The organism is Pantoea sp. SS70, from assembly GCF_029866845.1.
In the GTDB taxonomy this organism is placed as follows: Bacteria; Pseudomonadota; Gammaproteobacteria; order Enterobacterales; family Enterobacteriaceae; genus Pantoea; species Pantoea leporis.
In genome coordinates, this window is the sequence record NZ_CP117199.1 from 2,861,717 (window position 1) to 2,878,057 (window position 16,341).

Here is a 16,341-nt window from a genome sequence, read left to right on the forward strand (position 1 = left end):
CTCATTCATCCTCTGTCTGGAATTATTCAGGCAACAACACTCGCGCCTGCTGCTGTTGTGCATAGAGCGTGCGGAACAGCTGCAATCGCTGCTGCAGCACCTTGCCGCGCGCAGCATCTGGTTGATATCGCGCCTGCACCGGCGGTTTTAGGCAAACTTCGCTCTCCACACCACCCGCAGCCAGCCACGCCAGACGCGCTGCCCCCAAAGCGCCGGACGCGCTGGCGGGATGCGTGACGATCGGCAGTTGCAGCACATCGGCGATCAACTGCGCCCACAACGTGCTGCGCGCCCCACCGCCGGTCAGGCTGCACTGCTGAATCTGGCGCTGCGCATCACCAAGCACCGCGAACCCGTCGGCCAGACCAAACGCTACGCCTTCAATCACCGCATAGCCGAGCAGCGCACGCGGCGTTTCGTGGCGCAGATTGAAGAAAGAGCCGGAGGCGTCAGGATCGTTGTGTGGCGTGCGTTCACCGGAAAGATAGGGCAGGAAAACCGGGGCATGACGCCGCTGCTCTTCACTGAGCTGTGCCATCTCTTCCATCAGTTGGCTTTCGGTAACGGAAAGCAGATTACACAGCCAGCGCAGGCAGCTGGCGGCGCTGAGCATCACACTCATCTGGTGCCAGCGTCCGGGCAAGGCGTGACAGAAGGCGTGCACGCCCGATTGCGGATCGGCCAGCAAACGATCGTTGACGACAAAAATCACGCCGGAGGTACCCAGCGAGATAAAAGCATCACCCGGATTAACCGCGCCGACACCAACCGCCGATGCGGCATTGTCGCCACCGCCGCCCGCCACGCAGACCGCGGCCGACAAGCCCCATTCACTTGCCAGATCGGCTTTCAATGGGGCGCTCACCGCGCTGCCTTCCACCAGCGCCGGCATATTGGCGCGCGTGAGGCCGGTGATGGCTAACAGTTCGTCGGACCAGTCGCGCTGAGCCACATCGAGCCACAACGTGCCTGCCGCGTCTGAAGGTTCACTGATAAATTGTCCGGTTAAACGCCAGCGTAGGTAATCTTTCGGCAGCAGCACTTTATCGATGCGACGGAAAATCTCAGGCTCATGTTCCGCCACCCAACGCAGTTTAGGTGCGGTGAAGCCCGGCATAATCATATTGCCGCTGAGCTGCATCATTTCCGGATGTTGGGCACTGAGCGCGGCACATTGCGGCGCACTGCGTGTGTCATTCCATAGAATGCACGGGCGCAGCACCTTACCCTGCGCATCCAGCAGCACCGCGCCGTGCATCTGCCCGGACAAACCCATCGCGCGAATCTCGCTCCAGGCCAGCGCATCCTGCTGGCGCAATCCAGCAAGGACATCACCGCACGCTTGCCACCAGCGCTCGGGATCCTGTTCTGCCCAGTGCGCATGGGGGCGCTGCACGTTGAGCGTGGCGTGATTCGAGGCAATGATCTCACCCTGCGCATTGATGATCAGCGCTTTGAGCTCGGAGGTGCCAATATCAATCCCAAGATACATAACGCGCTCCTTACACCGCAGCCAGCATGCGTTCTGGCTGTTTCAGCCACAGTTGCAGATCCGCCACGCTGCGCGTCACCAGCGCATGAAACGCCTTGTCCTGTGCCAGTTCGCCAAATAGCGCGCTATCGCTGAGGAAAGCGTTCAGTGCATCGGAGCGGCTAAACTGCTGGCGCAGTGCATCGGCTTGCAGCACGCCATCCTGATAGGTGTAAGGCAAATCATCACTGGCCCAGCGCTGCAGGAACAGGAAGAACAGTGCAGGCAGCACGGCAGTGGCCGCCGGTTCTGCGCCACGCTGGTAGCATTCGCGCAGTGTTGGCGTCACCATGCCGGGGATTTTCGACAAACCGTCCGCGCCAACACGTTGATTGGTGTCTTTAATGTAGGGATTGCTAAAACGCGCCAGAACCACATCGCGATAATCGGCTAAATCCAGCGGGCTCGGCGACAGCGATGGCATCACATCCTGGGTCACGTAGTCATAGGCCAGTTGGTAAATCGCCGGCTGACGCGTGCTGTCATCAATGTAATTGAGGCCAATCAACGTGCCTGCCCAGGCAATCGCCGCATGCGTGGCGTTAAGGATGCGGATTTTCGCCTCTTCCCACGGCAATACCGATTCCACCAGCTCAACGCCAACCTTCTCCAGCGCCGGCCGACCGGCAATGAAGTCATCTTCAATCACCCATTGAATAAAGGATTCGGCCATCACCGATGCACCATCCTCTTTACCCGTAGCGGCTTTAACGCGCTCAGCCACATCCGGCGTTGGACGCGGCGTAATGCGATCCACCATGGTGTTGGGCGAGGTGGTATTTTCGCGCACCCAATTCGCTAAGGCGTTGTCACCTTTGGCGGTAAGAAACGCGAGGAAGCCGTGACGGAAACGTTCGCCGTTGTGGCGCAGGTTATCGCAGTTGAGCAGCGTAACGGGCGCGCCACCGTTGGCCACGCGCTGCGTGAGGATGCGTGCCAGCGCGCCATAAATCGTGCGGATGTCGCCTTTCACATCGGCCTGCACATCCGGCTGCGTCAGGTCCAGTTCGAATTCCGGTGTCAAATAGTAACCGGCTTCGGTGACGGTAAAACCTATCACGCGGGTTTCACTTTTCGCTCCCTGCTCCACCAGCGCGCTGATGTCGCTATCCCACGGCAGGATTTTGCGCAATGACGTGATGGTTTCATAGGCGCGTTCGCCATCGGGTGTAACGGTTTCCAGCACATATTCACCCTCTTGCGCAGCGAGTTGCTTTAGCAACGGCGCGGCATCATTGCGGATATTGCCGAGGGCAATGCTCCAGCTGTCATCGCCCTGCTCGCGTAGTTTATGCAGATACCACGCCTGATGCGCGCGGTGAAAAGAGCCTGCGCCGATATGCATCCACACTGATTGATTGGTCATAGTCGCCTCAAAATAAACATTTGCCACGATTAAGGGCATTTGCCCGATAAGGCGTAGCATAGTGCGAGCGAGCAGCCTTGTTCTGCGAGCTTAGTCACAATTAATACTTTTGCTCATTTTTCGGGCTTTTGCTCAATTAACACTTCATCGGCATCTCGCGTTAACATGGCGCACCGGTTTTGACGGAACAGCGCGATGAGCAGAGAAGAGAAAAAACAAGAACTGGCAGCACGTGCGGCCTGGATGTATTACGTGGCGGGCGTGACGCAGCAAGAGATTGCACGCGCGTTAGGATTGTCACGTCAGGTGGCGCAGCGATTGGTCTCCAGCGCGCGTGAAATGGGCATGGTGAGCGTAAAGATTGATCATCCGGTTACCCATTGCTTGCATCTGGCGCGCGACGTTCAGGAGAAATTTGGCCTGCAACTGTGCCGTGTGGTGCCATCCGCCAATCTGGATGATGACGCTATTCAGCAGATGCTGGCAGTGGAAGGCGCGGCGGTGATGGCGCAATACATCAGCGAGGAGCAGCCGCAGGTGTTTGGCATTGGTTCCGGTAAGACGCTGCGCTCGATGATTGATGCACTTCCCTGGGTTGAGCGACCGCAGCATCAGTGCGTTTCGATGATTGGCGCGATTGCACGGGACGACTCGGGTACGCGCTATGACGTGCCGCTGAAGATGGCGGAGAAGATGCAGGGCAAGTATTTCTTCATTCCTGCGCCGCTGTATGCGGATACGCCCGAAGATAAAGAGATGTGGATTCAGCATCAGGTTTATCAGCGCGTGACGTTACGCGCCTTGCAGGCGAATGTGGCCTTCGTTGGCATCGGCGAAGTGCAGCCCGGCTGCCCGCTGCATGCCGAAGGCTTTATCACCGATGCGCAAGTTGCTGCGCTCAACGCGCGCGGCGTGGTGGGCGAAATGCTCGGGCACTTTTTCAATCAGCAAGGTGAACGCGTGTGGGGTGAAACCGATGAACTGCTCACCAGCGTGTTGCTGGAGAGCCAGACGCAACGCCAGATCATTGGCTTTGCCGGCAGCGAGCGTAAATATCCGGCGATTCGCGCGGCGTTGCAGGGCGGCTGGGTGTCAGGTCTGGTGACCGATGAGGATACGGCGCTGAAGTTGTTGCGGGGGTAGAGGGTGCTCGCTGTCCCCCACCTCGGTCCTCCCCCATAAATGGGGGAGGAAGATGCTGCCATATGTTCGTTCTGGTGCTGCATATGGCAGCGTCTCCTTCCCCCGCAGGCGGGGGAAGGCCGGGATGGGGGACAGCGGGCACAAAACTACTTCAACGATCCCTTCAAAAACTGCTGCAAACGTGGGCTTTTTGGATTGCCGAACAGCTCATCCGGCGTGCCCTGCTCTTCAATTTTGCCCTGATGCAGGAAGATCACATGATTAGAGACGTGACGAGCAAACTCCATCTCGTGCGTTACCACCACCATGGTTTTGCCCTCTTCCGCCAGTTTCTGCATAATGCGCAGCACTTCGCCGACCAGTTCCGGATCGAGCGCAGAAGTGGGTTCGTCAAACAGCAAGACTTCGGGCTCCATCGCCAACGCCCGCGCAATCGACACGCGCTGCTGCTGACCACCGGAAAGGTGCACCGGATATTTGGCACGCGCACGCGCATCAATGCCGACTTTATCCAGATACTTGATCGCACGCTCACGCGCTTCCGCCTTGCTCAGCCCCAGCACCTGAATCGGCGCTTCGGTAACGTTGTCCAGCACCGTCATGTGGCTCCACAGGTTGAAGTGCTGAAACACCATGGTCAGGCGCGTGCGCAGCATACGCAGCTGCTCTTTGTTCGCGACTTTCAGTTGACCATCGGTGTCGCGCACCAGATTGATCTGCTGGTTGTTGACCGCAATGGTGCCTTCGCTCGGTTTCTCGAGGAAGTTAATGCAGCGTAAAAAGGTACTTTTCCCGGAACCGGACGAGCCAATAATGCTGATCACATCGCCGGCATTTGCCTGCAGCGATACGCCTTTCAGAACTTCATGTTCACCGTAACGTTTGTGCAGTTCGGTAACGCTTAATTTATTGTCAGCCATAGTGATACTCAATGCGATGAAGAAGGTTTTACGTGCGCCAGGAAGCGTTGTTCAGCTTTGCGGAACAAGCTAATCAGCCCGTAAGAGATAATCAGATACAGCACCGCAGCGATGCCAAACGCGGTAAACGGCTGATAGGTGGCCGAGTTGATATCGCGCGCGATTTTTAACAGATCCGGCACCGTCGCGGTAAACGCCAGCGCGGTGGAGTGCAGCATCAGGATCACTTCATTGCTGTACGCCGGCAGCGCGGTGCGCAGTGCCGACGGCAGAATGATGCAGCGATACAATTTAAACGGTGAGAAGCCATAGGCGCGCGCCGCTTCGATTTCACCGTGCGGCACCGAACGAATCGCACCGGCAAAGATTTCGGTGGTATAGGCGCAGGTGTTCAGCGTGAACGCCAGCAGCGTACAGTTCAATCCACTGCGGAAGAAGGCGTTCAGCAGCTCGGTGCCCTTCACAACTTCCAGCGTGTACATGCCGGAGTAGAACACCAGCAGCTGCACATACAGCGGCGTACCGCGAAACACATAGGTGAACAGCCAAACCGGCGTGGAGATAAAGCGGTTAGAGGAGACGCGCGCAATCGCCAGCAGCACCGCGAGCGAACCGCCAATCACCACCGAGATGATCAATAACCACAGCGTAATCGCGATGCCGGTAAAACGGTAACCATCGGTCCAGAGCAGCTGTTTCCAATACTCCTGAATAATCTCAATCATAGCTCTGCCCTTTTCACACCCACCGTGTAGCGACGTTCAAGCCACCACAGCACGCCATTCGACAGCGTGGTAAACACCAGATAAATCACACCTGCCACAATGGCGAAGTAGAACGGCTGCCAGGTACTTTTACCTGCCAGCTGCGTGGCTTTCACCACATCTTCCAGCCCCAGCAGCGAAACCAGCGCCGTGGCTTTGAGAATAACCTGCCAGTTGTTGCCGATGCCCGGCAGCGCGAAGCGCATCATGGCCGGGAACAGAATGCGACGGAAGGTTTGCGAGCCGGTGAAACCGAAGGCGGTTGCCGCTTCGATCTGCCCTTTTGGCACCGCGAGGAACGCACCACGGAAGGTTTCAGTGAAGTAAGCACCGTAGATAAAGCCGAGCGTGATGATACCGGCGACCATCGGGTCGATATCAAATTGCGCCAGTCCCAGCGCATCAGTGAGGGTATTCAAGGCGATCTGCAGACCGTAGAAGATCAGCAGCATCAACACCAAATCGGGCACACCGCGGATTAAGGTGGTGTAGCCTTCAAACAGCATCGCCAGCGGGCGACTGCGGGAAAGTTTGGCGCCAGCGCCAATCAAGCCGAGCACCACCGCCAGCAACACGGAACTGAGCGCCAGCTCCAGCGTTACAAGGGTGCCCTTGAGGATTACTTCGGAATAGCCATACAACATGGGTTCAATCCTGTCGTGAGGGTAAGTTACAAACGCTGCCCAACTGACGGACAGTCCTAACCAGGAAATTTGAATCGCAGGATGGATGGCGGCAAGCGTATGAAGCCGGGCAGTTTACATAGGTAAGCGCCCGGAGTGAATACTTATGTGCAACCTTCCTGCCTTTCACAGACCAGGATTAGGAAACAGGATAATTAATCGCCGTACACGTTGAAATCAAAGTACTTCTTAGCAATCTTGTCGTAAGTGCCGTCTTTACGCATCTCAACAAAAGCTTTATCGATCGCGGCCTTCAGATCGGCATCATCTTTACGCAAGCCCATACCGGTACCGACGCCAAAGATCTTGTCGTCTTTCACTGCCGGGCCGGCAAACGCATATTTAGCGCCAACAGGCTGCTTCAGGAAACCTTCGCTCGCCTGCACTTCGTCCTGGAACGCGGCATCAATACGACCGGCATTCAGATCCTGATACACCAGATCCTGGTTAGCGTAAGGCGTAACGGTGACACCTTTTGGCTGCCAGTACTCTTTTGCATAGGTTTCCTGGGTGGTGCCCTGCAGCAGACCGATGTTTTTCCCTTTCAGGGATTCAATGGTCGGTTGCAGCGTAGAACCTTTCGGTGCCACTAAACGCGCGTTTGCCGCATACAGTTTTTCAGAGAAGTTGATCTCTTCCTGACGCTTTTCGGTAATTGACAGAGAAGAGATGATGGCGTCGATCTTCTTCGCTTTCAGCGACGGGATCAGCGCATCGAAATCACTTTCCACATAAGTACATTTAGTCTTGATACGTTTACAAATTTCGTTCGCCAGATCGATATCAAAGCCCACCAGCTGACCTTGCGCGTTCTTGGATTCGAATGGCGGATAAGTCGGGTCAGTTCCAATGCGCAGCGACTGCGGCACAGCGGCGAAGACGCTCGCGCTACTTACCATTGTCAGCATCAGAGAAAGAGCCAGAACTCGCTTTTTCATAGTTAACCCTCAAGTGAAGTGCTTATTGTTATGTGGTGCGTGATGTGTTGGTTTGCGCTGTAAGCTGTGCACGTTTCATGCCAGTTGTGCGAATTGGCTAAACGCTGCGCAAGCGCGCTAAATACTGCGCCGGTTAGCGGCGCAAGCACTTAGTTTGTGAGGGAAATATAACAGTGGTGTGAGGAAGAAAAAGCGACATTGTTAACTTTTGGTGCACAAGATGCACGAAGAGTGATCGCACACGCGAATTTGCACACGAGCAGTGCATTAATGCACCATTATGCGCCACTCCAGCGAGTGAAAAGATCTTCTGGCAGCTCAATATCGAACTGATCGAGCACACGATTCACCGTTTGATCGACTAAATCGCCGATCGATTGCGGACGATGATAGAACGCTGGCACCGGCGGCATGATCAGCGCGCCCAGCTCTGCGGCGGTGGTCATCATGCGCAGATGTCCCAAATGCAGCGGCGTTTCACGTACGCACAGCACCAGCTTACGCTGCTCTTTTAGCACCACATCGGCGGCGCGGGTCAGCAGGCTATCGCTGTAGCTGTGCACGATCCCTGACAGCGTTTTCATCGAGCACGGCGCGATCGCCATGCCGAGAGTTTTGTAAGATCCGGATGAGATGCTGGCGGCGATGTCGCGCACGTCATGCACCACATCGGCCATCGCTTGCACCTGGCGCAGGCTGAAATCGGTCTCCAGCGCCAGCGTTTGCCGCGCGGCGGGGCTGATCACCAAATGGGTTTCCACCTCCGCCAGCGGTTGCAGCACTTGCAACATGCGTACGCCGTAGATCGCGCCGCTGGCGCCGGAAATACCAATGATCAGTCGTTTCATAATTCAGCCTTGCAGGTTCAGATTGCGGCAATGATAGCGGCTCACTGAACAAAAATACAAAAACAAACAGGGCGGGATTGCGCCCGCCCTGCTTTTACTCTGCCATAACCTCTGGCTTAGCCTTCGTTGTGCAGCTCCAGGCCTTCCACTTCTGTCTGACGCGCGATGGCTTTGGAATCGTCATTACGCAGCGACTGCAGATACTCAAGGTACTGTTGATCGACATCTTTGGTGACGTAGATGCCGTTGAATACCGAGCACTCAAAGTTGGCGATATCCGGGTTCTCTTCACGCACCGCTTCAATCAGGTCGTTCAGGTCCTGGAAAATCAGCGCATCCGCTTTAATCAGCTGGCAGATCTCATTCACTTCACGGCCATGCGCAATCAGTTCGGTAGCGCTCGGCATATCAATGCCATAGACGTTCGGGAAACGGATTTCCGGTGCCGCCGAGGCGAGATAGACTTTTTTCGCGCCCGCTTCACGTGCCATCTCAATGATCTGCTCGGATGTGGTGCCGCGTACGATGGAGTCATCCACCAGCAACACATTCTTATCACGGAACTCAGCACGGTTGGCGTTCAGCTTGCGGCGAACGGCGCTGCGGCGCTGCTGCTGGCCGGGCATGATAAAGGTACGGCCAACGTAGCGGTTCTTCACGAAGCCCTGACGATATGGCTTGTCGAGGATACGTGCGATTTCCAGCGCGATATCGGTTGAGGTTTCCGGAATCGGAATCACCACATCGATATCCAGATCTTCCCACTCGCGGGCAATTTTGTTACCCAACTTGGTGCCCATACGCACGCGTGCGCTGTACACCGAGATTTTGTCGAGGAACGAGTCCGGGCGCGCAAAGTAGACGTATTCAAACAGGCACGGATTGGTTTTCGGGTTCTCAGCGCATTGACGCGTAGAGAGCTGGCCCTGCTCGGTGATGTACACGGCTTCGCCAGGCGCTACGTCACGAATGAACTCGAAGCCCAGCGTATCCAGCGCGACGCTCTCTGACGCCACCATGTATTCGGTGCGGCCATCGGCGATAACGCGCTTGCCCAGCACCAGCGGACGAATACCGTTGGGATCGCGGAAGGCGACCATTCCGTGTCCGATAATCATTGAAACCACTGCGTAAGCGCCGCGCACCTGCTGATGCACAGCCGCCACCGCAGCAAAAATGTTGTCAGCTTCCAGCGGATAGTGCTGAAAACGGTCCAGCTCCTGCGCGAAGATATTCAGCAGGATTTCGGAATCTGAGGTGGTATTAACGTGACGGCGACCCGTTTCGAACAGCTGTTTACGCAGTTCGTGGGCGTTGGTCAGGTTGCCGTTATGCGCCAACGTGATGCCGTAAGGAGAGTTCACGTAGAAAGGTTGCGCTTCAGAGGCGCTGGAGCTGCCTGCCGTTGGGTAGCGCACATGACCAATCCCGATGTTGCCCTGCAGACGCTGCATATGGCGCGCTTCGAACACATCGCTGACCAGGCCGTTGGCTTTACGCAAACGGAAGCAGTTAATAGCATCGATGGTACAAATGCCGGCGGCATCCTGCCCGCGGTGCTGAAGCACCGTTAACGCGTCATAGATTGACTGGTTTACTGGCATGAAACCGGTGATACCAACAATACCGCACATATTGTCATTTCCTCATTAGCCGCACTCCCGATGGTGTCACCGGGGTAAAAAACTCGACGTGCTTTTCAGGTAATCGAAAAACCACCTGATGATGTAACTGAACTGGGGAATGAGTTGCGACTGTTGCCAGTCCGGGCTTTTAGAAAAGCCGGTGAATGTATCGAGAAAGAACAGCATAGCAGACACGATCAGCACACCGCGCAACGCCCCGAAACAGACACCCAACACCCTGTCGGTTCCCGACAAGCCGGTTTTTTCAACCAGCGAGCCGATCACATAGTTCACGATGGCACCCACAATCAGGGTGGCAACAAACAACACCGCGATAGCGATGCCGTTGCGAACCAGTTCGTCGTCAAAACCTGTAAACCAGACTGCAAGGTAGGCGTAATAATGACTGGCGACAAAAAACGCGCATCCCCAGGTAACGAGAGATAAGGCTTCCCGGACAAACCCGCGAATCAGGCTGACCAGAGCCGAAAAACCAACTACCGCAATAATGACGTAATCAATCCAGATCATGAACTCTTCCAGCCCAGTGCTATCGCACCCCTGCATCCAGTTCGGGGCGCATTCTAACAGAAAAAGAAAACGTTTGCGTAGGGTTTTCCGGTTCTGTTTCCGCAAAAAGGGCGATGAAAAAAACTTTCCTCGCCCTGTGTATTATCAGTGATTTAATCCACTGATATTCAATGATTTTCCTGTCGCGCTTCGCTACAAAAACTTTGTAAAGCCGCGCCTTTTTCTGCTATTGGCGCGGCTTATCAGCGCGTTATCGCGCGCTATACGGTTTCACCACGCCACCGAGGCCGGAGATGCTTTGCAACTCACTCAGCGAGCCTTGCAGCTTCGCTTTATTGGCATCCGGACCGACGTAAATGCGGGTGATTTGTCCCTGCACCGGCGTAGACGGCACGGTAAAGGCGCGATAACCGGAAAGACGCAGTTGCGCCACAATCTCGCTCACTTTCGCCGCATTCTTCAGCGCTCCGAGCTGCACCACAAATGCCTGACCAGCTGGCGCTGCGGGTTCGCTCTGCTTCGGCGTTTCCACCGGTTTCGCCTGCTCTACCGGTTTCGGCTGCTCGACGGGCTTCGGCTTCGGTTGCTCCACCGGTTTTGGCTTTGGCTGTTCAACCGGCTTCGGTTTCGGCTGCTCGACCGCTTTTGGCTTCGGCTGTTCCACCGGTTTCGGTTGCACTTGCTGATGCACCGGCGGCGGCGTAACCACGCTGGGCTCGCTATTCTGCGTGGGCTGCGCGCTGCCGTTAGTGGCGGTTTTACCACCGTTCTGATTCTGGGCCGCGCCCGCCCCTTCCGGCGGCTGCGCCGGCAAGGGTTGCGTCACCGGCGGCACCATTTCGCTATCCTGCTGATCGTCCGGTTTTGGCACCAGCGGAATGGCGGCGAACTCTTCTTTATAATGTTTCTTCTTACCGTCCAGTAGGCCGGGCAAGACGATGACACCAATCGCCACCAGAATGACCGTACCGACTAAGCGATTTTGGAACTTACTTGCCACTGCCGTTCTCCGCTGCCATCGATTCCATAACCTGCGCTACGGTGTGGAAAGAGCCACACACCAGAATCACATCTTCGGGACGCGCCTGCTGACGCGCCGCTTGCCAGGCTGCATCAACGTTGCTGTAAGCCACACCGCCGTCCAGATGAGCCAGCAGCTCATCGGCGGAGGCACCGCGCGGACCGTCGAGCGGCGCGCAGTACCAGCGATCAACCTGTGGTGCCAGCGCCGCCAGCGTGCCCGCGATATCTTTGTCGTGCAGCATGCCGACCACCGCATGCACTTCACCGCTGTGCGGCTCTTCAGCCAGACGCGAAGCCAGATAATAAGCGGCATGCGGATTGTGCGCCACATCGAGAATGACGCGCGGCGCTTCGCTGACGGTCTGGAAGCGCCCCGGCAAAATCGCCAGCGGCAGATGCTGACGAATAATCGCTTCGCTTACCGTTAAACCCGACGCACGCAGCGCGGTCAGCGCGGTGGCGGCATTGGGTAACGGCACCTGCGGCAGCGGTAAATCGCGCAGCTCGCCGTGCGCATCCTGCAACGTCCAGCTGGTACCCGTTTGCTGCCACTGCCAGTCGCGATTGCGCTGCAGCAACACCGCGCCCTTCTCCGCTGCAACGTCGGCGATGGTGCCCGGCATATCGGCTTCACCGACAATTGCTGGTTTACCTGCGCGGAACACGCCGGCTTTTTCCCGGCCGATACTTTCACGATCCGGACCCAGCCAATCGGTGTGGTCGAGCGCGATGCTGGTGATCACTGCCACGTCGGCATCGACAATATTGGTGGCATCAAGACGTCCGCCCAGGCCGACTTCAAGGATCACCACGTCGAGATTCGCCGCGCGGAACAGATTGAAGGCCGACAAGGTGCCGAACTCAAAATAGGTGAGCGAAATATCACCGCGCCCGGCTTCAATCGCGGCAAAACTGGCGCTGTGCTGCGCTTCATCCAGTTCAGCGCCCTGCACCCGTACACGTTCGGTGTAACGCACCAGATGTGGCGAGCTGTAAACGCCCACGCGATAGCCCGCGGCCATCAATAGCGTTTCCAGCGTGCGGCAGGTGGTGCCTTTGCCGTTGGTGCCGGCGACGGTGAAGACAAAAGGAGCGGGTTTGAGCAGGTCGAGGCGTGCGGCGACGCGTTGAATACGATCCAGACCCAGTTCAATGGCCTGCGAATGCAGATGCTCAAGATAATGAAGCCACGTGGCCAAAGGCGACGTGGCTTGAGGAAGAGATTTGTCCATGTGTCCCGTTCAAAATCAATACATCGAGTAACTTAAGGTCGCGGACCACGTTGGATGCAACCTTAAGTATTCTATGTAGACGGTGCATTGGAGGAAGGAAACATTACTGCCTCATTCCGTTGCCTGTCAGGCTTCGTTGCTCTCCGGCTCAGCCACATTTGGCTGATCACCATCCAGCTGCGGCGCTGGCAGGTTCATCATTTTCGCCAGCAGGCTTGCCAGCTTAAAGCGCATTTCCGGACGACGGATGATCATGTCGATCGCGCCTTTCTCGATCAGGAACTCACTGCGCTGAAAGCCCGGCGGCAGTTTTTCACGCACGGTCTGCTCGATAACGCGTGGACCGGCAAAGCCAATCAGCGCTTTCGGTTCCGCCACGTTGAGATCGCCCAGCATCGCGAAGCTGGCTGAAACGCCGCCCATGGTTGGGTCAGTCAGCACGGAGATATACGGCAAGCCGCGCTCCTGCATTTTCGCCAGTGCCGCACTGGTTTTCGCCATCTGCATCAGCGACTGCAGCGCTTCCTGCATACGTGCACCGCCTGACGCGGAGAAGCAGATCAGTGGGCAGTTGTCTTCCAACGCCTGCTCAACGCCACGCACAAAGCGCGCGCCAACCACTGAACCCATTGAGCCGCCCATAAAGGAGAACTCAAAGGCCACAGCGACAATTGGCATGCCGTGCAGCGTGCCTTTCATCGCCACCAGCGCATCTTTCTCACCGGTGTCTTTCTGTGCGGCGACCAAACGGTCTTTATACTTCTTCGAGTCGCGGAACTTCAGCAGATCTTTCGGTTCCAGCTCGCTGCCCAGCTCAACCAGCGAACCTTCATCCAGCATGCTATGCAGACGCTCACGGGCGTGCATGCGCATGTGATGGTCGCACTTCGGGCAGACCTCGAGGTTACGCTCCAGCTCGGCGCGGTACAGCACCTGCCCACAACTATCGCACTTGGTCCACACCCCTTCCGGGATGCTGGCTTTGCGCGTTGGCGTGGCAGTGCTTTTATTCAGTATGCGTTCAATCCAGCTCATTGATGACCTTTCTATTTAATGCTGACCTGGTCCAGTCTTCTCATTGCTGCTGAAATCACCTTCAGCAGGCCGTAAATGTCGCTCATTAAACCACAACCCGTTCACGCTGTGGATAAAAATCTGGTAACGAGCTTACTGCGACTTCTGCTGGCGGCGATGACGCCACACTTCAATTACGCCTGGCAGTATCGAAACCACGATGATGCCGACAATCAGCAGCTTCAGGTTCTCCTGCACAATCGGCAGGTCGCCAAACAGATAACCGGCGTAAGAGAACAGCAGCACCCACAGCAGTGCGCCCGTCACATTGTAGAGCGCGAAGTGGCGATAAGACATGTGTCCCATCCCCGCCACAAAGGGGGCAAAGGTTCGCACGATTGGTACAAAGCGCGCAAGTATAATGGTTTTGCCGCCGTGGCGATCGTAGAACGCGTGGGTTTTATCCAAATAACTGCGACGGAAAATTTTCGAGTTCGGATTGCTGAACAGCTTCTCGCCGAACAGACGCCCAATCGTGTAGTTCACCGCATCACCCAGGATGGCAGCGATCACCAACAGCGTTACCATCAGGTGCACGTTGAGATCGTTACCCGGCAAGGCCGCCAGCGCACCGGCAACAAACAGCAGGGAATCGCCTGGCAGGAACGGCGTGACCACCAAACCCGTTTCACAAAACAGAATCAGGAACAGAATGGCGTAAATCCAGATGCCGTACTGCGCCACCAGCTCGGCCAAATGCACATCAATATGCAGAATAAAATCGACTAAAAAGTGGATGAAATCCATATAACCACAACTCCCCTAACACCCAACAATTAACGGTTAATCCGCGAGGAACAACGGTCCCAACGCAGGCTGAGGTAATGCAAAGTGGGATGGATAATCCACCGCTACCAGATAAAGCCCCTCGGCTTTGGCGGTCGCCGCAGCCAGCTTACGATCTTTGGCCGCGAGCAGCGTCGCCATCCACTCTTCCGGCTGGTTGCCGGTGCCGATTTCCATCAGGCTGCCGACAATATTACGCACCATGTGATGCACAAATGCATTGGCTTTGATATCCACCACCACATACGGCCCATGACGCGTGACGTTGAGATGCATCACGTTGCGCCAAGGCGTGCGTGACTGACACTGCACCGCGCGGAACGAAGTGAAGTCATTCTCGCCAATCAGCGCCTGACCAGCGCGCTGCATCTTCTCTGCATCCAGCGGATGGTAATAATGGGTAATGCCATTGCCCAGAATCGCCGGACGCAGCCGATGATTGTAAATCACGTAGCGATAGCGGCGTGCCGTGGCGCTAAAACGCGCATGAAACTCGTCCGGCACCGCTTTCACCCAGCGCACCGCAATGTCATCGGGCAGATTGGCATTCACGCCCAACGTCCAGGCTGCGTCAGCACGCGGTGAGGTGGTTTCGAAATGCACCACTTGTCCGGTGCCATGCACACCAGCATCGGTACGGCCCGCGCAGAACACCACCACCGGATGATCGGCCACTTTCGACAACGCCTTTTCCAGCTTTTCCTGCACGCTGCACACTTCATTTTGCCGCTGCCAGCCGTAATAACGGCTGCCATCGTATTCAATACCCAACGCCAACTTAAGCGTTTTCCCTTCAGGCAACATTAATAGAAATACTCCTGCACCAGTTTCTCAGCCGTTTTCACCGCCATCAGTGCACCGCCGAAGCGGATGTTGTCTGCCACAGACCAGAACTGCAGCAGCTCTGGAATGCCGTAATCATTGCGCACGCAGCCAATGCTCAGCACGTCGCTGCCGGAAGCATCGCCCACCTGCGTGGGGTAATCGCTCTCTTCAGTCAGGTTGATATCACCGGAGCGGCCCAGTTCATCGCGCGCTTCTTCTGCAGAGAGCGGACGCAGATTCTCCACGTGTACGATCTGCGCATTGCCGTAGAACACCGGCGCCTGCACGCTGCTTACCGCGATCGGCAAACCTTCGTCCTGCAGCACTTTACGTACCTGCTCAACCACGCGACGTTCGCTCTCGACGCTGCCATTGCTGTCCGCCAGCAGCGGCAAAATGTTGAACGCAAGCTGGCGGCCAAAATAGTGCGTTTCCGCCGGCACGCCGTTCAGCAAACGCGCACTTTCACCGGCCAGGCCATCAACCGCCGCTTTACCATGGCTGGAGGCCGCAATCAGGTTGGTTACCTGCAAACGGCTCAGACCAGCCAGATCCACCAGCGGTTTGATTGCGCACAGCAGCTGGCTTACCAGGCTGTCGGCAACGGTAATGATGTTGCGATTGCGGTAATCCGCCAGCACCTGTGGATTCACATCCGGCACCACCAGCGGCACATCCGGTTCGAGCGCAAACAGATCGCTGCTATCGATCACTAGACAACCCTGGCTGGCGGCTTCTTCGGCATAGCGCGCCGAGGCTTCACGACCCGCAGTGAAGAACGCCAGCTGCACTTGCGTCCAGTCAAATTCGGCCACGTCCTGCACCAGCACGGTACGTCCCTCAAAACGTTTGTTCTCACCGGCACCGTTTTCACTCGCCAGCAAATACAACTCACCAACCGGGAACTGGCGTTCAGCCAGCAGTTCCAGTACAGCGTTCCCTACTGCGCCTGTTGCGCCCAAAAGCGCGATATTCCAGCCGTCAGACATGTTGGTTACTCCAGAGATTGACACAAAAACAGAAGGCGATGAAAACATCGCCCGAGATTTAGG

16 protein-coding genes are annotated in these 16,341 nt (G+C 56.5%); 1 reads left to right on the forward strand and 15 read right to left on the reverse strand.

Translation table 11 applies throughout. From position 1 onward, the window contains the following. Positions 1-22 precede the first annotated feature (22 nt). Together xylB and dalD are read right to left on the reverse strand one after the other, a co-directional pair. The gene (xylB, locus tag PO881_RS13180) at positions 23-1,492 is read right to left on the reverse strand and encodes a xylulokinase (protein WP_280171905.1); all 1,470 of its coding nucleotides are present in this window, start codon (positions 1,490-1,492) and stop codon (positions 23-25) included. 10 nt (positions 1,493-1,502) lie between these two features. Continuing rightward, a complete protein-coding gene (gene dalD / locus PO881_RS13185; protein ID WP_217548736.1) occupies positions 1,503-2,897 on the reverse strand; it encodes a D-arabinitol 4-dehydrogenase in 1,395 nt (464 codons plus the stop codon). A 195-nt stretch (positions 2,898-3,092) separates the two neighbouring features. Between dalD and PO881_RS13190 the strand changes: the two genes are divergently transcribed. After that, positions 3,093-4,040, forward strand: a complete 948-nt coding sequence (locus PO881_RS13190) for a sugar-binding transcriptional regulator (RefSeq protein WP_192233261.1) — start codon at positions 3,093-3,095, stop codon at positions 4,038-4,040. A gap of 146 nt (positions 4,041-4,186) precedes the next feature. Here PO881_RS13190 and hisP read toward each other — a convergent pair whose 3' ends face one another. The 13 genes from hisP to PO881_RS13255 all read right to left on the reverse strand — a co-directional run bounded on the left by hisP (position 4,187) and on the right by PO881_RS13255 (position 16,278). After that, positions 4,187-4,960, reverse strand: a complete 774-nt coding sequence (hisP, locus tag PO881_RS13195) for a histidine ABC transporter ATP-binding protein HisP (protein ID WP_101763641.1) — start codon at positions 4,958-4,960, stop codon at positions 4,187-4,189. A gap of 8 nt (positions 4,961-4,968) precedes the next feature. After that, entirely contained in the window at positions 4,969-5,685 is a 717-nt protein-coding gene (locus PO881_RS13200) for an ABC transporter permease (RefSeq protein WP_008105190.1), read from the reverse strand. Continuing rightward, entirely contained in the window at positions 5,682-6,368 is a 687-nt protein-coding gene (locus PO881_RS13205; protein WP_008105192.1) for a histidine ABC transporter permease HisQ, read from the reverse strand. Before PO881_RS13205 ends, PO881_RS13200 begins: the two co-directional genes overlap by 4 nt. 194 nt (positions 6,369-6,562) lie before the next feature. Beyond that, positions 6,563-7,345 (reverse strand): lysine/arginine/ornithine ABC transporter substrate-binding protein ArgT, encoded by a 783-nt coding sequence (gene argT, locus PO881_RS13210; protein ID WP_101763640.1) that lies wholly within the window; start codon positions 7,343-7,345, stop codon positions 6,563-6,565. Positions 7,346-7,623: 278 nt separating this feature from the next. Beyond that, a complete protein-coding gene (locus PO881_RS13215) occupies positions 7,624-8,193 on the reverse strand; it encodes a UbiX family flavin prenyltransferase (protein WP_277973845.1) in 570 nt (189 codons plus the stop codon). 116 nt (positions 8,194-8,309) lie between these two features. Next, positions 8,310-9,827 (reverse strand): amidophosphoribosyltransferase, encoded by a 1,518-nt coding sequence (gene purF / locus PO881_RS13220; protein WP_101763639.1) that lies wholly within the window; start codon positions 9,825-9,827, stop codon positions 8,310-8,312. Between the two features lie 36 nt (positions 9,828-9,863). After that, positions 9,864-10,349, reverse strand: coding sequence for a colicin V production protein (cvpA, locus tag PO881_RS13225; RefSeq protein WP_064739347.1), 486 nt, complete (start codon positions 10,347-10,349; stop codon positions 9,864-9,866). Positions 10,350-10,599: 250 nt separating this feature from the next. Beyond that, on the reverse strand, positions 10,600-11,349 hold the full coding sequence (gene dedD, locus PO881_RS13230; RefSeq protein ID WP_192411465.1) for a cell division protein DedD: 750 nt from the start codon (positions 11,347-11,349) through the stop codon (positions 10,600-10,602). Next, positions 11,339-12,604: a bifunctional tetrahydrofolate synthase/dihydrofolate synthase gene (gene folC, locus PO881_RS13235; protein ID WP_192411464.1), complete on the reverse strand. Its 1,266-nt coding sequence runs from the start codon at positions 12,602-12,604 to the stop codon at positions 11,339-11,341. Before folC ends, dedD begins: the two co-directional genes overlap by 11 nt. A 126-nt stretch (positions 12,605-12,730) precedes the next feature. Next, entirely contained in the window at positions 12,731-13,639 is a 909-nt protein-coding gene (accD, locus tag PO881_RS13240) for an acetyl-CoA carboxylase, carboxyltransferase subunit beta (protein WP_008105205.1), read from the reverse strand. Positions 13,640-13,771: 132 nt separating this feature from the next. Next, a complete protein-coding gene (locus tag PO881_RS13245; protein ID WP_061717855.1) occupies positions 13,772-14,425 on the reverse strand; it encodes a DedA family protein in 654 nt (217 codons plus the stop codon). Between the two features lie 36 nt (positions 14,426-14,461). Then, positions 14,462-15,268, reverse strand: a complete 807-nt coding sequence (gene truA, locus PO881_RS13250; protein WP_280171906.1) for a tRNA pseudouridine(38-40) synthase TruA — start codon at positions 15,266-15,268, stop codon at positions 14,462-14,464. Next, a complete protein-coding gene (locus PO881_RS13255; RefSeq protein WP_277973847.1) occupies positions 15,268-16,278 on the reverse strand; it encodes an aspartate-semialdehyde dehydrogenase in 1,011 nt (336 codons plus the stop codon). Before PO881_RS13255 ends, truA begins: the two co-directional genes overlap by 1 nt. Between the last annotated feature and the right edge of the window lie 63 nt (positions 16,279-16,341).

What these genes read in the sequence shown, in the direction of transcription:
- folC (WP_192411464.1), bottom strand. Translation starts at nt 12,604, where the DNA reads ATGGACAAATCTCTTCCTCAAGCCACGTCGCCTTTGGCCACGTGGCTT.
- truA (WP_280171906.1), bottom strand. Translation starts at nt 15,268, where the DNA reads ATGTTGCCTGAAGGGAAAACGCTTAAGTTGGCGTTGGGTATTGAATAC.
- PO881_RS13190 (WP_192233261.1), top strand. Translation starts at nt 3,093, where the DNA reads ATGAGCAGAGAAGAGAAAAAACAAGAACTGGCAGCACGTGCGGCCTGG.
- argT (WP_101763640.1), bottom strand. Translation starts at nt 7,345, where the DNA reads ATGAAAAAGCGAGTTCTGGCTCTTTCTCTGATGCTGACAATGGTAAGT.
- PO881_RS13205 (WP_008105192.1), bottom strand. Translation starts at nt 6,368, where the DNA reads ATGTTGTATGGCTATTCCGAAGTAATCCTCAAGGGCACCCTTGTAACG.
- accD (WP_008105205.1), bottom strand. Translation starts at nt 13,639, where the DNA reads ATGAGCTGGATTGAACGCATACTGAATAAAAGCACTGCCACGCCAACG.
- dalD (WP_217548736.1), bottom strand. Translation starts at nt 2,897, where the DNA reads ATGACCAATCAATCAGTGTGGATGCATATCGGCGCAGGCTCTTTTCAC.
- PO881_RS13200 (WP_008105190.1), bottom strand. Translation starts at nt 5,685, where the DNA reads ATGATTGAGATTATTCAGGAGTATTGGAAACAGCTGCTCTGGACCGAT.
- cvpA (WP_064739347.1), bottom strand. Translation starts at nt 10,349, where the DNA reads ATGATCTGGATTGATTACGTCATTATTGCGGTAGTTGGTTTTTCGGCT.
- PO881_RS13245 (WP_061717855.1), bottom strand. Translation starts at nt 14,425, where the DNA reads ATGGATTTCATCCACTTTTTAGTCGATTTTATTCTGCATATTGATGTG.
- xylB (WP_280171905.1), bottom strand. Translation starts at nt 1,492, where the DNA reads ATGTATCTTGGGATTGATATTGGCACCTCCGAGCTCAAAGCGCTGATC.
- hisP (WP_101763641.1), bottom strand. Translation starts at nt 4,960, where the DNA reads ATGGCTGACAATAAATTAAGCGTTACCGAACTGCACAAACGTTACGGT.
- purF (WP_101763639.1), bottom strand. Translation starts at nt 9,827, where the DNA reads ATGTGCGGTATTGTTGGTATCACCGGTTTCATGCCAGTAAACCAGTCA.
- PO881_RS13255 (WP_277973847.1), bottom strand. Translation starts at nt 16,278, where the DNA reads ATGTCTGACGGCTGGAATATCGCGCTTTTGGGCGCAACAGGCGCAGTA.
- PO881_RS13215 (WP_277973845.1), bottom strand. Translation starts at nt 8,193, where the DNA reads ATGAAACGACTGATCATTGGTATTTCCGGCGCCAGCGGCGCGATCTAC.